General features: G+C 64.5%; 9 protein-coding genes and 1 pseudogene. 9 read left to right on the top strand and 1 reads right to left on the bottom strand.

The annotated features are described in order from the left end of the window. Positions 1 to 52 precede the first annotated feature (52 nt). A complete protein-coding gene (locus tag ACVW16_RS15150) occupies positions 53 to 6,646 on the top strand; it encodes a VCBS domain-containing protein (RefSeq protein WP_456770344.1) in 6,594 nt (2,197 codons plus the stop codon). Between the two features lie 151 nt (positions 6,647 to 6,797). Further along, positions 6,798 to 9,032: a CHASE2 domain-containing protein gene (locus ACVW16_RS15145; protein ID WP_456737068.1), complete on the top strand. Its 2,235-nt coding sequence runs from the start codon at positions 6,798 to 6,800 to the stop codon at positions 9,030 to 9,032. Between the two features lie 153 nt (positions 9,033 to 9,185). Here the strand turns inward: ACVW16_RS15145 and ACVW16_RS15140 are convergent, their stop codons facing one another. Further along, a complete protein-coding gene (locus tag ACVW16_RS15140) occupies positions 9,186 to 10,781 on the bottom strand; it encodes an ABC transporter substrate-binding protein (RefSeq protein ID WP_456737069.1) in 1,596 nt (531 codons plus the stop codon). A gap of 199 nt (positions 10,782 to 10,980) precedes the next feature. Here ACVW16_RS15140 and ACVW16_RS15135 point away from each other — a divergent pair, with 199 nt between their 5' ends. The 7 genes and pseudogenes from ACVW16_RS15135 (at position 10,981) to ACVW16_RS15105 (ending at position 18,759) form a co-directional block, all read left to right on the top strand. Then, positions 10,981 to 12,636 (top strand): ABC transporter substrate-binding protein, encoded by a 1,656-nt coding sequence (locus tag ACVW16_RS15135; RefSeq protein WP_456737070.1) that lies wholly within the window; start codon positions 10,981 to 10,983, stop codon positions 12,634 to 12,636. Positions 12,637 to 12,833: 197 nt separating this feature from the next. Further along, a complete protein-coding gene (locus ACVW16_RS15130) occupies positions 12,834 to 13,787 on the top strand; it encodes an ABC transporter permease (RefSeq protein ID WP_456738843.1) in 954 nt (317 codons plus the stop codon). 246 nt (positions 13,788 to 14,033) lie between these two features. Next, on the top strand, positions 14,034 to 14,936 hold the full coding sequence (locus ACVW16_RS15125; RefSeq protein ID WP_456699977.1) for an ABC transporter permease: 903 nt from the start codon (positions 14,034 to 14,036) through the stop codon (positions 14,934 to 14,936). A gap of 183 nt (positions 14,937 to 15,119) precedes the next feature. Further along, positions 15,120 to 16,181 (top strand): ABC transporter ATP-binding protein, encoded by a 1,062-nt coding sequence (locus ACVW16_RS15120; protein ID WP_456737072.1) that lies wholly within the window; start codon positions 15,120 to 15,122, stop codon positions 16,179 to 16,181. Continuing rightward, on the top strand, positions 16,178 to 16,375 hold the full coding sequence (locus ACVW16_RS15115; protein ID WP_456699975.1) for a hypothetical protein: 198 nt from the start codon (positions 16,178 to 16,180) through the stop codon (positions 16,373 to 16,375). Before ACVW16_RS15120 ends, ACVW16_RS15115 begins: the two co-directional genes overlap by 4 nt. Then, positions 16,372 to 17,788 (top strand): annotated as a pseudogene (locus ACVW16_RS15110) (amidase). Before ACVW16_RS15115 ends, ACVW16_RS15110 begins: the two are co-directional and overlap by 4 nt. Continuing rightward, the gene (locus tag ACVW16_RS15105) at positions 17,785 to 18,759 is read left to right on the top strand and encodes an ABC transporter ATP-binding protein (protein WP_456802369.1); all 975 of its coding nucleotides are present in this window, start codon (positions 17,785 to 17,787) and stop codon (positions 18,757 to 18,759) included. The pseudogene ACVW16_RS15110 and the gene ACVW16_RS15105 overlap by 4 nt, the downstream one beginning before the upstream one ends. The last annotated feature ends 176 nt before the right edge of the window (positions 18,760 to 18,935 follow it).

The raw sequence follows: 18,935 nt of genomic DNA, 5'->3' as shown, positions 1-18,935 counted from the left end.
GAGCTTAGGCGATCGATTCTTTCATAAATATTAACCTTTTTTCGGTGCCCCGTTGAATTACGCTGGCAAATTTGACGCCGCGCTCTCCTTGGATGGACAGGGTTTCCGCTCGCCCGCATCCGGCCACGTCGATCCCTTTACGGCCAATTCCTTTACCGCCAACTCCCATACCGCCGGCTCCTATACCGCCAAGGCACATGGCCACGTGCCCGATGGTGCGGTCGTCGTTGCCGACCCCAATCTGATCTTCCATGGCGATTTCAAGCGCACGGGGCTTGATCTCGTGCTGTCTCATGACGGCCACGCGTTCGTCGTTCACGATTATTTCAGGGGCGACAAGCGCGCGGCGATCGCCTCGGCGGACGGTGCGCATCTCACCGGCGATATCGTCAGCGCGCTCACGGGTTACGTTCAATATGCGCAGGCGGCGCCCGGCGCCGCTGCGGCACAGGTCATCGGCCATGTCACCAAGCTGACCGGGAGCGCCACCGCGATCCGCAACGGCGTCTCGGTCGTCCTGAACAACGGCGACAACGTCGAGAAGGGCGACGTGGTCTCGACCGGCTCGGATTCGACACTCGGCGTGACCTTCATCGACGGCACCGTGTTCGGCCTGTCCTCCAACGCGCGGATGGTGCTGAACGAGATGGTCTACGACCCGAACGGGTCGAACAATTCCTCGCTGCTCAGCCTGGTCGCGGGCACCATCACCTTCGTCGCCGGCGAGACCGCCAAGCACGGCGACATGAAGATCGACACGCCGGTCGCCACCATGGGTATCCGTGGCACGGCGGTGCTGACCGAGATCAACTTCGTCGTTCCCGCAGGTGGCGGCGATCCGCAGCCTCAGGCGAACTTCCAGGTGCTGGTCGAGCCGAACGGCACCACCGGCTCCTACATCCTGTTCGACAAGCTGACCTTGCTGCCGATCGCGACGGTCAACCAGGCCGGACAGATGATCCAGATCAGCGGTGGCAACGTCTCGGTCACCAATGCGCTGTTGTCACCCGATGTGCAGAAGCTGATCACGGACGTGTTCACGCTGAAGTTCACGGACAACAATACCAACACCAAGCTGACCACGAACTTCACCGACACCGTCACACAGACCAGCGACGGCCTCACGATCAAGACGCCAGCCGGCTACGTCGCGATTCCGGTCTTCGTCAATCTCAGCCAGCAGAACGCTGCGCTGCAGGGGCCGACCGACCACGCGACCGCGGGCAGCCGTGTTCCGAACGCGCTGTCGCTGTTTTTGCAGAGCCTCGACCTCGCCAACAACGTCAAGCTCGCATTCAACCTGACCGAGGTCGCAGGTCAGACCGGCGTGTCGACGGCCGATCTGGTGATCGCCAAGGCCTCCTTTGTCGACTTCAATCTTGGCGACCGTCCGACCGTGAAGGTGGTGCTCACCGACGGCACCTATGTCTACCAGGACTCGGGCCAGCACGACGTGACGGCAGGCCTTTCGGCGCTCCAGAAGCAGGATATCCTGGCCACCGAGGTCAAGATCACCGTCGTTCCCGGCGCCGGCAACGACAGCAATGGAACCGCGGCCTGGACCTTCAGCGTCCCCGATAGCGCCTTCGATTTCCTCGCCGCAGGCGAGACGCTGACGCTGAAATACACCATCGTCCTCAACAACAACTTCGCCGACGATCCAGGGATCGTCACCAAAGACATCACCATCACCATCACCGGCACCAACGACAAGCCGGTGATCACCTCGGCCGTGCCGACCATCACCTTCTCGGGCGGCACCAGCGTGCCGGGTGGCCCGCTCACCACCGACGTCCCCACCTCGGGCACGCTGAGCTTCAGCGATGTCGATCTCACCGACACGCACACGGTGGCGGTATCCAAGTTCAGCGCGGTCCTGCCCGGCGGCACCGTGCCCCAGAGCATCTACGACTTCCTCGCCAAGGACCTCTCGGTCTCGATCGCGCCCGGTCACGACAGCACGGGGTCCGGCACGGGAACGGTGAATTGGTCGCTCGGAGATATCCCGGTCTACCTCGCCGACTTCATCCCGAAGGGCGAGGTGCTGACGCTGACCTACACCGTGACGGTCACGGACTCGCAGGGCGCCACGTCAGACCAGACCATCACGGTCACGATCACGGGCACCGATGCGCCTGCCGTGGTGTGGATCGCGACGAACAAGCCGGGAGCTCCGTCAGGCGGCTTCTGGGGGGACGGCGCCAACTGGGAAACCGGCACCGTGCCGACCAGCAGCGACGACGTCATCGTCATCACCGACCAGCTGCACGGCCTGACGCCGTCCTATCCGGTCACGATCGACACAGCCGCGTTCGCCAATTCGCTGACGATGAACGATTTCGACACCAAGGCGGACCACACAGCCCCCGAGGTGATCAACAAGAGCACACTGACGATCACCGGAACGCTCACGCTCGAGGCCGATTCGAGATTCACCAATCAGGCGACGGGCATCGTCTCGATTGGCGGCAAGGCCGAGTTTTCGGGGGCGAGCGTCCTGGCGAATGCCGGGGGGATGACGCTTGCAGGCGGTGGCGACTTCGCCGAGGCTACGTCGATCACCAACTCCGGCACGATCGAACTGTCCGGCGGCACGCTGACGACCCTCGCCGAGATTCACAATGCAGGCGGCATCCTCCAAGCGGATGTCGGTACGAGGCTGATCGTTGGTGCCGCGACGGTCGATGGCGGTACCGTGACCATTTACGGCACGCTGGAGCTCGACGGCACCAGCCTGATCGAGAACGGCACGCTGAGCAATTGCGGTGTGGTCAACGTCAGGGGTGCAGCAGAGTTCAGCAGCGAAACCGTTGCCAACAAGGCCGGCGGCCTGATCGAGGTGTGGAGCGACAGCGCGCTGACGATCGACCATGGCTCCGTCGTCAAAAATTCCGGCAACCTCACGGTCGATGCCGACGGCAAACTGATCGTCAACGGCGCGACGATCGACGGCGGCACGGTGACCATATCAGGTACGCTGGAATCGACCGGCAGCAGCGCCATCACCGGCGTGGATATCACCAGCACCGGCACGGTCACGGTCGACGGAATGTCGAAGCTCCATTTGACCGACGTCTCGATCAACGGCGGCAGCCTGAACAATTTCGGCAATCTCTACGCCGTGTCGGGCGGCAACAATGTCACGGGTGCCGTGACCAACACCGGCATCATCGAGGTGCAGGCCGGCACCCTGAACCTGTCCGGCAAGCTCACCGGCGCCGGCCAGTTGATCATCGACGACGAGGCGACGCTGGAACTCGGCGGAGCCGATGCGCAGACCGTCACCTTCAGCGGCGGTTCCGATACGCTGCAGCTTGACAACACCAGCCATGGCTTCACCGGGACCATCACCGGCCAGGCGACGAGTGGTGGCAGCTTCGCGATCACCGGTAACGCCGACATCACGGCGTCTGAAGGCGATGCGCTCGACTTCACGGCATCGGGCGGGTCGAGCGACAGCCGCGGCGACATCGTGCTGACGCCATCAGGCACGCTGACCGGCGCGAACAATGGCATAGCCGTCACCCAGAACGGCATCGGTACTATCTCGCTGATCACGGTTGGCGATGTCACCGGAACTGCCGGCGACGGCATCACGCTGCGGGACGGGGCGACCGGGGCGGGCGACATCGCCGCGACGATCGGCGGCACGGCGTCCGGTGCTGTCGGTCTCGACGTGCTCGCCAATCGCGATGGCGATGTCACCATCACCAATCACGGGCATATCATAGGCACGGGTTCGTACGGCATCAGTGTCGTCCAGGACGGCGACGAGGCGACGGGTTCGACGCACATCACCAATACCGGATCTGTGGCCGGCGCCGGCGACGTCGCCGCGATCTCCATTCACGAGAGCGCGACCGGCACCGCGACGATCGACAATTCCGGCACCATCGGCCGCGACGACGCCGGAAGCGTGACCGCGACCGCCTACGCGATCGTCGAGACCGGCGGCGCGGTCGCGATCAACAATAGCGGCCACATCAACGGCAACATCTCGGCTGCAAGCGCCACCTTCGACAACGAATCCGCCGGCACTTGGATCGTTTCCGGCACCAACGCGTTCGGCCCCTCGTCCACAATCGATAATGCCGGCGAAATCGATCTCCACGACGGCGCCTCTGTCGCGAGCGCGGACGGGCTGACCTTCGGCATCACCAACTCCGGCAGCATCGAGAGTTGGGGCACGACATCGATCACGGGCAGCATCACCAACACCAACACGATCGAGATCCATGCCGGCGGGGCCTTGTCGCTGTTCGGCTCGCTGTCCGGCTCCGGTTCGGTCACGATCGATGCCGGTGCGACGCTGGTGCTCGACGCCACGATGTCGCAGACGGTCACCTTCGCGGGCGAGGGCAGCGAGCTCTCCATCCAGACGACGGATTTCGGCGGCTCGATCGCGGGATTGATCGCGACCGACAAGATCGACCTGTCGAGCATCGGCTATGGTCTCGGAACCAGTGCGATCTACGTCGCCAATGACGACGCCAAAACCGGCGGCACGCTGACGATCACCGACGCTGCAGGTCATCACATCAGCCTGGCCCTGACGGGCGCCGACTACAGCAACACGATCTTCGCGGGCAGCGACGACGGCACGGGTCACACGCTGATCACCGTCAACGCCGCGGACGACGCGCCGAAATTCACCGCCGATGGCGCCGGGCTGAGCGCGAGCTTCTCCGAATTGGCGAACACCACCAATTCCCCGGCGCCCGACCCGGTACCGGCCGCCGCCGGCTCGATCGCCTTCACCGACGTCGATCTGACCGATCGTCCGCAGGCGAACGTGACCCACCAGGACGTGACCTGGCTCGACGCCGATGGCCATACCGAGCTCACGCCGACCTCGGGTCAGGCGAGTGCGCTGGAAAGCGCGCTTGCGGTCCTGACATCAGGCAAGAACAATGGTGCCGTCGACTGGAGCTATTCGATCGCTGACGGTGCGCTGGACTTCCTCGGCCAGGGCCAGACCGCGACCGTCGTCTCCACCATCGCGCTCGACGACGGCCATCACGGCACCGACACGACCCAGGTCACCGTCACGATCACCGGCGCCAACGATGCGCCCGCGATCACGACCGGCGCGGGCGACGTCGACACGGTGACCCTGCCCGAGACCAATGCTGGGCTCAGCAAGGGCGGCACGCTGACCGTATCCGACGCCGACGCCACGGACCACGTCACGGTGGCACTCGATCACCTCTCCGTCCATCTCGACGGCGTCCTGCAGACCGACGGCATCGACGGGCTGTCGAACGCCGATCTGGTGAACTGTTTGTCGGTTCAGTCCGGCGACATCCTGAACGGCACGGCTGACCACGCCCAGTTCTCGTGGGACTTCAATTCGGGCGACCAGGCCTTCGACTTCCTCGCTGCCGGCCACACGCTGTCGCTGCAATACACCATCGTGCCCAATGACGGTCACGTCACCGGCACGGGCGACGTCGTCACGGTCAACATCACCGGCAGCAACGATTCGCCGATGCTCGACGACGCGACGCTGACCTCTGTCGCCGGCAATGACAGCAATCCGGCCGGAAGCACCGTCAGCGATCTCTTCGCGAGCAAGTTCCACGATGTCGACGACGGCGCGAGCTTCCAGGCCATCGCGGTCACATCGGACACGGCCACGACCGCCGAGGGCGTCTGGCAGTACGAAGTCGCCGGCACCAGCCAGTGGGTCGATATCGGATCGGTCAGTGACTGCCATGCGCTGGTGCTGGGCACCGACACGTCGATCCGTTTCGTGCCGGCCGGCGGCTTTACGGGCACGCCGGACGCGCTCGGCGTCCAAGCGCTCGACGACACCTATGGCGGTGGCATCACGACGTCAGCGGCGCCAGTGACGACCGACATCGCGGCGGTGGCCACCGACGGCACGGCGCCGGCGTCGAGCGAGGCTGCCACGATCAGCACCAGCGTGACCGCGCCTGCCGGTGGACCGCTCATCGGCACCGACGATTTCTACGTCTCGCATGATCGCGAGCTCGGCACCGACAGCATCCTCAATCTCTCGGTCAGCGATACCGATTCCAACGCGTCGGCGGATGACTTCACCGTCACAGCCGTCACTGCGCATGCGCCTGATAGCCACGTCGATCCGTCGGCCGCATCCGGCTCGCTCGACGACATCAATACGGCCTTCCAGGACGGCATCACTTACAATCCCGGAGACACGCCGCCCGACCAGGACCAGATCACGCTGACCGTGACGGACCAGACCACCGGCGCCGGCGACACGGTCAACTTCATCTTCAACGAGGGCGACGCCCGCAATGGCGTCACGCTGAACGGCACCAGCGGCAAGGACGTCATCTTCGCGACGACGACCGGCGACACGCTGAGCGGCGGCGGCGGCAAGGATCAGTTCGTGTTCGCGCCGGGGAGGACCGGGGAAGATGCCACGCACACCATCGCCGATTTCATTGAGGGCCTCGACAAGATCGACCTGCGCCAGTTCTCGGGCGTTGCGTCCACTCACGATCTCCACATGACCCAGCTGTCCGGCGAAACGCAGGTTACGTGGCAGGAGCATATTGGTACGGGAGACGGCGCGGTCACCGAACATGAAACGCTGCTGCTGAAGAACGTGGTCGCCGCAAGTCTCAAGGCCAGCGATTTCATCTTCCACATCTCCTGATCGGCGCCCGATCCGGGCCGCCTGGCCGCGATCGATGCCCGGCTTGGCGCCGGCAAAAAATCCGCAATCCTCCGCCATCGGGGAATGGAAAATCACACGCTTAGGCTCCATGATCCGGGGGACGCGACGCGCGCCGGGAAGCTCGACTGACATGAAACGTCTCAAAATCCTGCGCCGGTGGTTCACGCGGAGACTCGGCATTGCGCGCCTGCTTGGGCTTGGGCTGCTGATCGTCTTCGCCGGGTTGCGCGTCTGGGATCCGCCGCCGGTGCAGGAATTGCGCGTGCGCACCTTCGACCTGTTTCAGCTGATCGATCCCCGCCACAAGTCGGTGCGGCCGGTCACGATCGTCGACATCGACGACAAGAGCCTCGCCAAGTTCGGCCAGTGGCCTTGGCCGCGGACGCGGATCGCGGACTTGGTCATCAACCTCACCGCCGCCGGCGCGGTGGCGATCGGCTTCGACGTGGTGTTTTCGGAACCCGACCGGCTCAGTCCGGATCTGGTCGCCGGCCAGATGCGCTACCTCGACGACGTCACCCGCGCCAGGCTGCGCGAGCTGCCGAGCAACGACCAGGTCCTCGCCGAAGCGATCAGGCGTTCGCACGTCGTCCTCGGCGAGACCGGCCTGCCGGCGGTCGAGTCCGAGCTTGACAAGACACTGCCCTTCACTGGCGTCGCGACGGTGGGCGAGGAAGGCGCCGAAAAATTTCTGTTCGAGTTTCCCGGCCTGCTCCGCAACGTGCCCGTCATCGAGAAGGTCGCCGCCGGCCGCGGCCTGTTCTCGATCAAGACCGAGCGCGATGGCCTGATTCGCCGTGTGCCGATGATCATGCGCACCCAGGGCAACATGATCATGCCCTCGCTGAGTCTGGAGATCCTGCGGATCATCACGCGAACGCCGACGCTGCTGGTCCGCACCGACAAGACCGGCATCCGCGCGATCCGCCTCAAGGGCGTCGAGATCCCGACCGATAAGAACGGCCAGCTCTGGGTGCACTACGCCCGTCTCGATCCCTCGATCTATGTCTCGGCGTCCGACGTGCTCGACAACACCGTGTCGCCGGACAAGATCAACGGCAAGCTGGTGTTGATCGGCACGTCCGCGGCCGGTCTGAACGACATCAAGACCACGCCGGTGTCCTCGACCATGCCCGGCGTCGAGATCCACGCCCAGGTGCTCGAAAGCGTGCTCAGCCGCGCGGTCATCTCCCAGCCGAACTACGCGCTCGGCGTCGAGCTTCTCGCGGCGATGATCATCGGCATCCTCGTCATCATCTTCACGCCGAATCTCGGCCCGGTCCGGCTGGTGCTGGCCGGGGCGTTGTTCGCCGCGATCCTGGTCGGCACGTCCTGGTTCTTCTACGCGCAGTATCGCTATCTGATCGACTTCACCTATCCACTGCTGTCGACCACCGCGATCTACCTCACTTTCATCTTCTGGAGCTTCGTGCGCGAGCAGCGCCAGCGCGTGCAGATCCGCGGCATCTTCGCCCAATACATGTCGCCGGTGCTGGTCGAACAGCTGGCGCAATCGCCGGAGAAACTCGTGCTCGGCGGCGAGGAGCGCGAGATGACGATCATGTTCTCCGACGTGCGCGGATTCACCACGATCTCGGAGAGCTACAAGCACGATCCGCAAGGCCTGATCACGCTGATGAACCGCTTCCTGACACCGCTCACGGACGTGATCATCGAACAGAAGGGTTATGTCGACAAATACATGGGCGACGCCATCATGGCGTTCTGGAACGCGCCGCTCGACGATGCCGAGCACCAGGTGCATGCCTGCGAGGCCGCGATCCAGATGCTGGAAAGGATCGACGTCGTCAACAAGGAGCGCGAGCAGGAAGCGGCCGATGGCGGCCATGTCTACATCCCGCTCAATGTCGGCATCGGCCTCAACACCGGCATCGGGGTGGTTGGCAACATGGGCTCCGATCTGAAGAAGAACTATTCTGTGCTCGGCGACAGCGTGAACCTCGCCTCGCGCCTGGAAGGCCAGACCAAGGAATACGGCTTCCCGATCATCGTGGGCTCGCGCACCGCACTCGCCGCCAAGGACAGATTCGCGATCCTCGAGCTCGACTTCATCACGGTCAAGGGCAAGAGCGAACCGGAGGTGATCTATGCGATCGCCGGCCGCGAGGATGTGTTGCAGTCGGCCGCGTTCCAGCGCCTGCGCAACGTCACCATCGAAATGCTCGCCTGCTACCGCAGCCGCGACTGGCACGGCGCACTGGACGCCATCGAACGCGGCCGTCGCAGCGAGGATGCCGACACGCTGGAGAAGCTGTTCAAGCTGTACGAAGCAAGGATCAACGAGTTCAAGGTCAATCCGCCGCCGGACGGCTGGACGGGGGCGTATGCGCTGCTGACGAAGTAGCGGCGCGAGGACGTAGCCTGTAGGGTGGGTTGGCTCAGCGGATGCGCGAAGCGCGTCTGCTCGGCGTAACCCACCTCTTCTGTCTCCGCGGCTGGGAGCAGAGGTGGGTTACGCCTGCGGCTAACCCACCCTACGATGTCTGTGCTCGCCGCCTCACTCCACCCCGATCGTCGTCAGATCCTGGAACCAGTGCTGCGCCTGCACGAACTGCTTGATCTTCGGCGACAGCGCATGCGGGTTGGTGTCGTGGACCACCCAGACCAGCGCGGCGTCGTCGACGATCAGCGCATGCGCCTGCGCGATCAAATCGTTCTGCCTGGCGGTGTCGAAGGTCTGCTTGGCCTCGTTGATCAGCGCGTCGACCTCGGGATTCCTGTAGCCGCCCCAGTTGACGCCGACAGGCGCGATCTGGTCGGAGGCAAAGAAGCGGACGATGGCATAGAGCGGGTCCGAGGTGACATAGGCGATGTTGTTGGCGGTGATGCCGGCGTTGATCTCGTCGGCCGCGCCCTTGCGCCAATGCGTATAGAGCGTTTCGAGCTCGACCACCTTGAAGTCGATGTCGATGCCGATCTCCTTGAAACTCTGCTGCAGGAATTCGTTCATCGGCAGCGACAGCATCTGGCCGGTGCCGCCCTGCGCGATGATGAAGGTGGTCTTCAGCGGCTTTTCTTTCGAATAGCCGGCTTCCTCCACCAGCTTCTTCGCTGCGGCAAGATCGTACTTCAATTCAAAGGTCGGCTTGCCGAACCACGGGCTCGAGGGGTCCACTTGTCCTTTCGCGGGCTTCGCAAGTCCGTTCATCAGGCCGACGACTTCGTCGCGGTTGATCGCGAGGTTCAGTGCCTTGCGCAGGCGGATGTCGGTCCAGGGCGAGCCCGGCAGCACGCTGAGGTGATAATTCCAGACATGCGGCGTGACGTTGTCGACGATCTTCATGCCGGCGGCCTTCAGCTGCGGCACGGCATCAGGCGCCGGCGTCTCGATCAGATCGACCTGGCCTGCGAGCAGCGCGTTGGTGCGGGTCAACGCTTCCGGCATCGGCACCAGCACGATCTTGTCGACCTTCGGAATGCGCTTGGCGTTCCAATAGTCCGGATTCCTGCTGAGCTCGGCGAGCTCGCGCGGCACCAGCTTCGTCAGCTTGAACGGGCCGGTGCCGGAGGGCTGGCTGGCGAACTTGTCCCAATCCTTGCCGAGCTTCTCATACTGCGCCGGGCTCGACACCAGGAACCACAGCATCTGATAGGGGAAGAAGGAGTCCACCGTCTTGGTCGTGACCTCCACGGTGAAGTCATCGATCCTGGCGTAGCTCGCGACCGAAGGAAGCCGCGTCTTCACCTGCGCGCTCTGCCGCTTGTCGAATTGCGGCGCCTTGTCGTTGAGCACCTTGTCGAGATTCCAGATCACCGCATCGGCGTTGAACTCGCTGCCGTCGTGAAACTTCACCCCCTTGCGAAGGGTGAAGCGCCATTTGGTCTTGTCTGAAACGTCGACCTTCCATTCGGTCGCGAGCCCCGGCACCAGCTTGCCCGGGCGTTCGGCCACGTCCATCTCCCACGCCACCAGCGGATCGTAGATCGTATAGGCCGTGAATTGATAGGCCCCGGCGCCGCGATCGGGCTGGCCCGTCGTCAGCGGAATATCCGCCATCGAGATGCCATAGCGCACCACGGTTTCGGCGCGCGCCGGGAGCGAGAATAATGCCAGTGCAAGCACCGCGAGACAGGTCGATTTGAGGATTCGCATGGCCCGAAGCTCCCAGAATAGGTGGGGCCTAACGTGCAATCTTGATGCCAGAATAGGCAGTTTTGGTTGCGCTGCATTCCCGCGATCACAAGGACTTGTCGTCGCAGAGCTAATTTGCAGAATAAGTTTCTCCTTGGCATAGCCATTGCATACGTTTGCATCAAAATTAATCAGCGATTTCATTGAGAGGACTGGGGTTATGCTTATCAAGACAACTGCGCGCGCAGCACTGATTGCTGCGCTGGCGCTGACGACTGCGGCGGCCTGGCCGCACGCGGCCAGCGCCGAGACCGTGCTGCGCATCGGCATGACGGCTGCCGACATTCCGCGCACGCTCGGTCAACCTGATCAGGGTTTTGAGGGCAACCGCTTCACTGGCGTCACCATGTATGACGCGCTCACCGGCTGGGACCTGTCCTCGGCGGACAAGGCCAGCGTGGTGATCCCCGGCCTTGCGACCGAGTGGAAGGTCGATGATGCGGACAAGACCAAATGGATCTTCAAGCTGCGCCCGGGCGTCACCTTCCATGACGGCACGCCGTTCAACGCCGATGCCGTGGTGTGGAACGTGGACAAGGTCCTGAAGCAGGACGCCCCGCAATTCGACGCCAGCCAGGTCGGCGTCACGGCCTCGCGCATGCCGACGCTGGCTTCTGCAAGGAAGATCGACGACATGACGGTCGAGCTCACCACCAAGGAACCCGACAGCTTCCTGCCGATCAACCTCACCAACCTCTTCATGGCGAGCCCGGCGAAGTGGCAGCATTTCTACGACAAGGCGGAAGGTGCTGACTCCAAGGCGAAGTCGCAGGCCGGCTGGACCGCCTTTGCCAAGGACGCCGCGGGCACCGGCCCGTGGAAGATGGCAAGCTTCACGCCGCGCGAACGGCTGGAGCTGGTCAAGAACGCTGACTATTGGGACAAGGCGCGCGTGCCCAAGATCGACAAGATGGTGCTCTTGCCGATGCCGGAAGCCAACGCGCGCACCGCGGCGCTGCTCTCCGGGCAGGTCGATTGGGTCGAGGCGCCCGCGCCCGATGCGCTGCCCGAGCTCAAGCAGCGCGGCTTCAAGCTCTACGCCAACGAGCAGCCGCATGTCTGGCCGTGGCAATTCTCGCGCGTCGAAGGCTCGCCCTGGAACGATATCCGCGTCCGCAAGGCTGCGAACCTCTGCGTCGATCGCGAAGGCCTCAAGGATGGCTTGCTGGCAGGGCTCATGGTGCCGGCGACCGGCACCTTCGAGCCCGGCCATCCCTGGCGCGGAAAACCGACCTTCGAGATCAAGTACGACAAGCCGGCCGCGCAGAAGCTGATGCAGGAAGCAGGCTTTGGTCCGAACAAGAAGCTGACGGTGAAGATCCAGACCTCGGCGTCGGGCTCGGGCCAGATGCAGCCGCTGCCCATGAACGAATATCTGCAGCAGGCCCTCGCCGAATGTTATTTCGACGTGCAGCTTGATGTCATTGAGTGGAATACGCTGTTCACCAACTGGCGCCGCGGCGCCAAGGATCCCTCAGCCAACGGCTCGAACGCGACCAACGTCACCTATGCGGCAATGGATCCGTTCTTCGCACTGGTGCGCTTCCTGCAATCGAGCATGGCCCCGCCGGTCTCGAACAATTGGGGCTTTATCAACAATCCCAAGTTCGACGAGCTGGTGAAGAAGGCGCGGCAGACCTTCGATCCCGCCGCGCGCGACGCCGCACTCGCTGAACTGCACGCGGCCTCCGTCGACGACGCAGCCTTTCTCTATGTCGCCCACGACGTCGGGCCCCGCGCCATGAGCCCGAAGGTCACGGGGGTGATCCAGCCGAAGAGCTGGTTCATCGATTTCTCGCCGATTTCGATGCAGTAGTGAAGTGAGGCGAGCACGCTGGTAGGGCTCCCCTCCCCCTTGTGGGGAGGGGCTGGGGAAGGGGGTTCACACGGGCAGTCCCTCTGTGGCCACCCCCCTCCCTGACCCTCCCCCACAAGGGGGGAGGGAACGCTCCCATCTCGCGCTCCATACGGAAGCCCGCGTTCGTATCGTGCGACATCACGTCAGGTAAGTCAGTGCTCGCCTACATCGCCAGACGTATCGTCTATGTCATCCCGATCGTCATCAGCGTCGCGCTGGTGTGCTTTCTGCTCGTGCACATCACACCGGGCGATCCGCTCGTTGCGGTGCTCCCCGCAGATGCCTCGCAGGAGCTCGCCGCGCAGCTCCGTGCCGCCTATGGTTTCGACCGGCCGTTGCCGGTGCAGTTCGGGCTGTGGTTGCTGCGTGCCCTTCATGGCGATCTCGGCAATTCCATCGCGACGGGCCGGCCCGTACTCGCCGAGGTCATGCGCGCGGTCGGCAACACCGTCACGCTGGCGATTGCGGCGGCCATCATCGGCTTCACGATGGGCGTCCTGCTCGGGCTGATCGCCGGCTATTTCCGCGAAACCTGGATTGACAAGCTCGCGACGTTCTTTGCCATCGCCGGTGTCTCGGTGCCGCACTACTGGCTCGGCATGGTGCTGGTCATCATCTTCTCGGTGGAGCTGAACTGGCTGCCCGCGGTCGGCGCCGGGCCGAACGGCTCCAACTCCTGGGCCTGGGACTGGGCGCATCTGAGATATCTGGTGCTTCCGGCGATCACGACCTCGGTGATCCCGATGGGCATCGTCACCCGCAGCGTGCGCGCGCTCACCGGCGACATTCTCAGCCAGGATTTCGTCGAGGCGCTACGCGCCAAGGGTCTGCACGAACGAGGGGTGTTCGGTCACGTCATCAAGAATGCCGCGCCCACCGCGCTCGCCGTGATGGGGCTCCAACTCGGCTACATGCTCGGGGGCTCGATCCTGATCGAGACCGTGTTCTCGTGGCCGGGCTCGGGCTTCCTGCTCAATTCCGCGATCTTCCAGCGCGACCTGCCGCTGTTGCAGGGCACGATACTGGTGCTGGCGCTGTTCTTCGTGTTTCTCAATCTGCTGGTCGACATCGCCCAAGCTGCGATCGATCCGCGCATCAAGCGGGGCTAGCGCGATGAGCCGAGCTGTAGCTCCACGGGAGGTGCGCTCCGTCCTCCGATTGCGGGGGAGGGGCGGGGAGAGGGTGTTTCCTCTCGCGAGAACCCCCAAGAGCAGAAAACCCTCACCCGCGCCGGAGCCTGTCATCGGGCGCGCCTTCGGCGCGACCCGTTGGGCGCGACCTCTCCCGCAAGCGGGAGAGGTGCACCGCCTCCTTGGCTTGCACCGACCGAACCAAAATTTTGCGGGGGCTAGCCGATGACCGAGCTCCCTTTGTCCGCCGCCACCGAAGCCGCGCTCCAGGCTGCGCCCGCGACCAAGGCGCGCGGCTATTGGGCGACGGTTGCCCGTCGCATCCTGCGCGACAAGGTCAGCATGGCCTGCGCCATCGTGCTGCTCTTGATCTTCATTTCCGCGATCCTCGCACCCTGGCTCGGGCTCGAGGATCCCTACAAGGGCTCGATGATCCGCCGCCTGCGCCACATCGGCACGGCGGGCTATCCGCTCGGCACCGACGAGCTTGGCCGCGATATGCTGGCGCGGCTGATCTATGGCGGCCGGCTCTCGCTCGTCATCGGCATCTTGCCCGTCATTCTCGCCTTCGGCATCGGCACCTCGCTCGGCCTCGTTGCCGGCTATGTCGGAGGCAAGCTCAACACCGCGATCATGCGCACGGTCGACGTGTTCTACGCCTTCCCTTCCGTGCTGCTGGCGATCGCGATATCAGGCGCGCTCGGCGCCGGCATCCTCAACTCCATCGTAGCGCTGACCATCGTGTTCGTGCCGCAGATCGCCCGTGTCGCCGAAAGCGTCACCACCGGCGTGCGCAACATGGATTTCGTTGAAGCCGCGCGCGCCTCGGGTGCGGGGCCATTCACGATCATGCGCGTGCATATCCTCGGCAACGTGCTCGGTTCGATCTTCGTCTATGCGACCAGTCTCATTTCGGTCTCGATGATCCTGGCGGCCGGTCTGTCCTTCCTCGGCCTCGGCACCAAGCCGCCGGAGCCGGAATGGGGCCTGATGCTGAACACGCTTCGTACCGCGATCTACGTCAATCCCTGGGTCGCAGCGCTTCCGGGCGCGATGATCTTCGCGGTGTCGATCTGCTTCAATTTGCTCTCGGACGGACTGCGCAGCGCCATGGACATCAGGAACTGAGACCATGAGAGACGATCTGAGCGCGGCGACGTCGGTGCCACGCCTCTCCCGAAGGGAGAGGTCGGATTGCATCGCAACATGCAATCCGGGTGAGGGGTTACGCTCCGTCGAGTTTGCCGCGCCCCCTCACCCGCGCCTTCGGCGCGACCTCTCCCCGACGGGGAGAGGTGCGAGGCCGCGGCGATGAGCGAGACCAACACTTCCGTCGCCATGCTGGGGCAGGTCGAAGACCGCGGCGGCCTCGCGCAGCCGTTGCTGCAGGTCAGCGGTCTCACAAAACATTTTCCGGTGCGTGGCGGGCTGTTCGCCGCCAAGCGGACCGTTCGCGCCGTGGACAATGTGTCCTTCTCCGTCGCCAAGGGCGAGACGGTCGGCATCGTCGGCGAGTCCGGCTGCGGCAAGTCCACCACCGCGCGGCTGCTGATGCACCTGATGTCGCGCGATGACGGCGACATCATCTATGACGGCATGACCGTCGGACGGTCGTTGTCGCTGCGCGATCTGCGCCGCGGCATGCAGATGGTGTTCCAGGATTCCTACGCCTCACTCAATCCGCGCCTGACGATCGAGGAATCGATCGCGTTTGGGCCGAAGGTGCACGGCATGGCCCATGGTGCGGCGCACGCGCTGGCCCGCGAGCTGCTCGGCAAGGTCGGTCTGGTCCCTGCAAACTTCGCCAACCGCTATCCGCACGAAATCTCGGGCGGCCAGCGGCAGCGCGTCAACATCGCACGCGCGCTGGCGCTATCGCCGCGCCTGGTGATCCTGGATGAGGCCGTCTCGGCGCTCGACAAATCCGTCGAGGCCCAGGTGCTCAATCTGCTCGCCGATCTCAAGCGCGAATTCGGCCTGACTTATCTTTTCATCAGCCACGACCTCAACGTCGTCCGCTACATCTCGGACCGGGTGCTGGTGATGTATCTCGGCGAGGTCGTCGAGCTCGGCCCGGTCGACCAGGTCTGGGATGCGCCTGCGCATCCCTATACGCGCGCGCTTCTTGCAGCGATGCCGTCCTCTGATCCTGACAGGCGCACCGAGAAGCCGCCGATCTCGGGCGATCCACCCAATCCGATCGATCCGCCTGCGGGCTGCCGCTTCCACACCCGTTGTCCGTTTGCGGAGCCGCTCTGCGCAAATGCGACACCAAAGCTCACCGCGCTCGATAATATGGGGCACGAGGCCGCCTGCTACATGGCCATCCCGGGATCAGGCCATAGCCGTGCGCCCAAAGAGGAAACCGCATGACGAGACCGACGACAAAGGAAATCCAGGCAACGGCACGGATCGCCGGTATTCCCCTGGACGATGAGATCGCGACGCGCATCTCCAACTCCATCGGACCCGCCTTCGAAGGCTTTGCCGCCATCGCCGGCACGCTGCCGTTCGACCTCGAGCCCGCGCTCTATCCGCTTGCGCAGACCCGGAAGGTGTCGAAATGAGCGCTGAGCCTGCCTTGATGACGCTCACCGAGGTCGCGCGTGCGATCGCGATGAAGCAGGTCTCCTCGCATGAGGTCACACGCGCGCTGCTGCATCGCATCGCGCAGTGGCAGCCGCATCTCAACGCCTTCATGTCGGTCGAGCCCGAAGCCGCGCTGAAGGCGGCCGATGCCGCCGATGCCGAGCTTGCCAAGGGCGAGCTGCGTGGTCCGCTGCACGGCGTGCCGCTCGCCCACAAGGACATGTATTACGATGCGGGCAAGGTCGCGACCTGCGGCTCGCGGATCCGCCGCGATTTCGTGCCGACCGTGACGTCGACCGCCCTGCAGCGGCTCAAGGATGCCGGCCAGATCAGGCTCGGCACGCTGCATCTGGCCGAGTTCGCCTATGGGCCGACCGGGCACAACGCCCATTATGGTCCGGTGCGCAATCCCTGGAACGTCGCGCATATCACCGGCGGCTCGTCCTCTGGCTCGGGCTCGGCGGTCGCCGCGCGGCTTACTTTTGCGGCGCTGGGCTCCGACACCGGCGGCTCGATCCGCATGCCCCGCGCATTTCTGCGGCGTCACGGGTCTGAAGACGACTTGGAGTCGCGTCAGCCGCGCCGGTGCGATGCCGCTGTCGCAATCGCTCGACACGGTCGGGCCGCTCGCGCGCACCGCCGAAGACTGCGCCTTGCTGCTGGCGCTGATGGCCGGCCCGGACCCCGAAGATTCGACCGCCAGCCACGAACCGCTGTCGGATTACGTCGGCGCGACCAGAGGCTCGCTGAAGGGCCTCAAAGTCGGCGTGCCCGCATCGTACTATGTCGACGATCTCGACAGCGAGGTCGCGCGCGTGCTGGACGAGACCATTGCGGTGCTCAAGCGTGACGGTGCCGACATCGTCAAGGTCGAGCTGCCGGACCAGCGGCAATTGTCTTCCGCCAGCCAGCTCGTGCTGGCAGCCGAGGCTGCCGCCTTCCACAAGCGCTGGATGATCGAACGGCCGCAGGACTACGGTTCGCAGACGCTGATGCGGCTCCAGAACGGCCTCGCGGTTCCCGCCGTCACCTATCTCGAGGCGATGCGTTGGCGTGGCCCGGCACTCGCCGCGCACAATGCGGCCGCCGCAGGTGTCGACGCGATCATCGCACCGGCATCGCCCGTCCCGGCGCCGACGATCGAGGAGAGCGACGTCGGCGGCGGGCCGAACGCACCGGCGCTGTTGCAGCGGCTGACGCTGTTCACCCGTCCGGTGAACTTTCTGGGCCTGCCGTCGCTGACCATGCCCTCCGGCTTCGCCAAAAGCGGCCTGCCGATCGGCATGCAGCTGATCGGCCGCTCCTTCGATGAGGCGACCCTGCTCACCATCGGCGCCGCGTTCCAGCGCGTCACCGACTATCACGAGAGGTTGCCCAAACTGCCGTCATGACAAAGCTCGTCGAGATCTCAGGGCTCAACATCCGCTTCACCGGCGAACGTACGGTCCACGCCGTGAACGACCTCAGTCTCTCGCTCGGCGATGGCGAGGTGCTGGGCCTGCTCGGCGAGTCCGGTTCGGGCAAGAGCGTGACCTTGCGTGCGCTGATGCGGCTGTTGCCGAAGAAGCGCACGCAGATCACGGGTCACGTCAACGTCATGGGTCGCGACGTGCTCGCCATGCACGACGAGGAGCTGTCGTCGTACCGCGGCCGGGCCGTGTCGATGATCTTTCAGGAGCCGGCGCTCGCGCTCGATCCCGTCTACACCATCGGCGCGCAGATCGCCGAAAGCGTCGTGCGTCACGAAGGCAAGAGCTTTGCGGACGGGCGGGCGCGGGCACTGGAGATGCTCGAGGTCGTGCGCATCCCCTCGGCGAAACGGCGGTTCGATGCCTATCCGCACGAAATGTCAGGCGGCATGCGCCAGCGCGCCATGATCGCGCTCGCGCTCGCCTGCCGTCCCAAGATATTGCTGGCGGACGAGCCGACCACGGCGCTCGATGCCACCGTGCAGATCCAGATCCTGCTGCTGCTGCGCGAATTGCTGCGCGAGTTCGGCATGTCCGTCATTTTCGTCACCCACGACATCGGTGTTGCGATCGAGATCTGCGACCGCGTCGCCGTGATGTATGCGGGCCAGATCGTGGAGCAGGGCAGCCTGCGCGACATCGTCCGTTCGCCGGTCCACCCCTACGCCAAGGGCCTGCTCGCCTCGACCATCCACGGCGCCAAGCGCGGCGCCCGTCTCGAAACCATCCCCGGTACGCCGCCGTCCCTGGTCGAAAAGCCCCACAACTGCTCCTTCGCCCCCCGCTGCAAGCTCGTCCAGCAGCGTTGTCTGGAGCGATTGCCTGACAGTGTCGAGGTCGGCCCGGGGAGGGCGACAAGGTGCGTGCTGGCCGGACCGGTGGTCGTGAACTAGCCGAGAACGCGCTCGCGAACTGAGGCGCCTTCCTCCAAAAATCCTTCACGGCGGCATGGCGTTGTCAGAATCCATCCCGGGCCCGCCGTCGGATCCGTTGCTACTGTGCATGGGGTTGTTTTCGCCTTTCCGGCGCGAGCCGTCGCTCCGGGAACACCATTCAGACAGCATTCATC

The organism is Bradyrhizobium sp. USDA 4474 (assembly GCF_054057515.1).
This window is presented reverse-complemented; position numbering and strand designations above follow the sequence as displayed.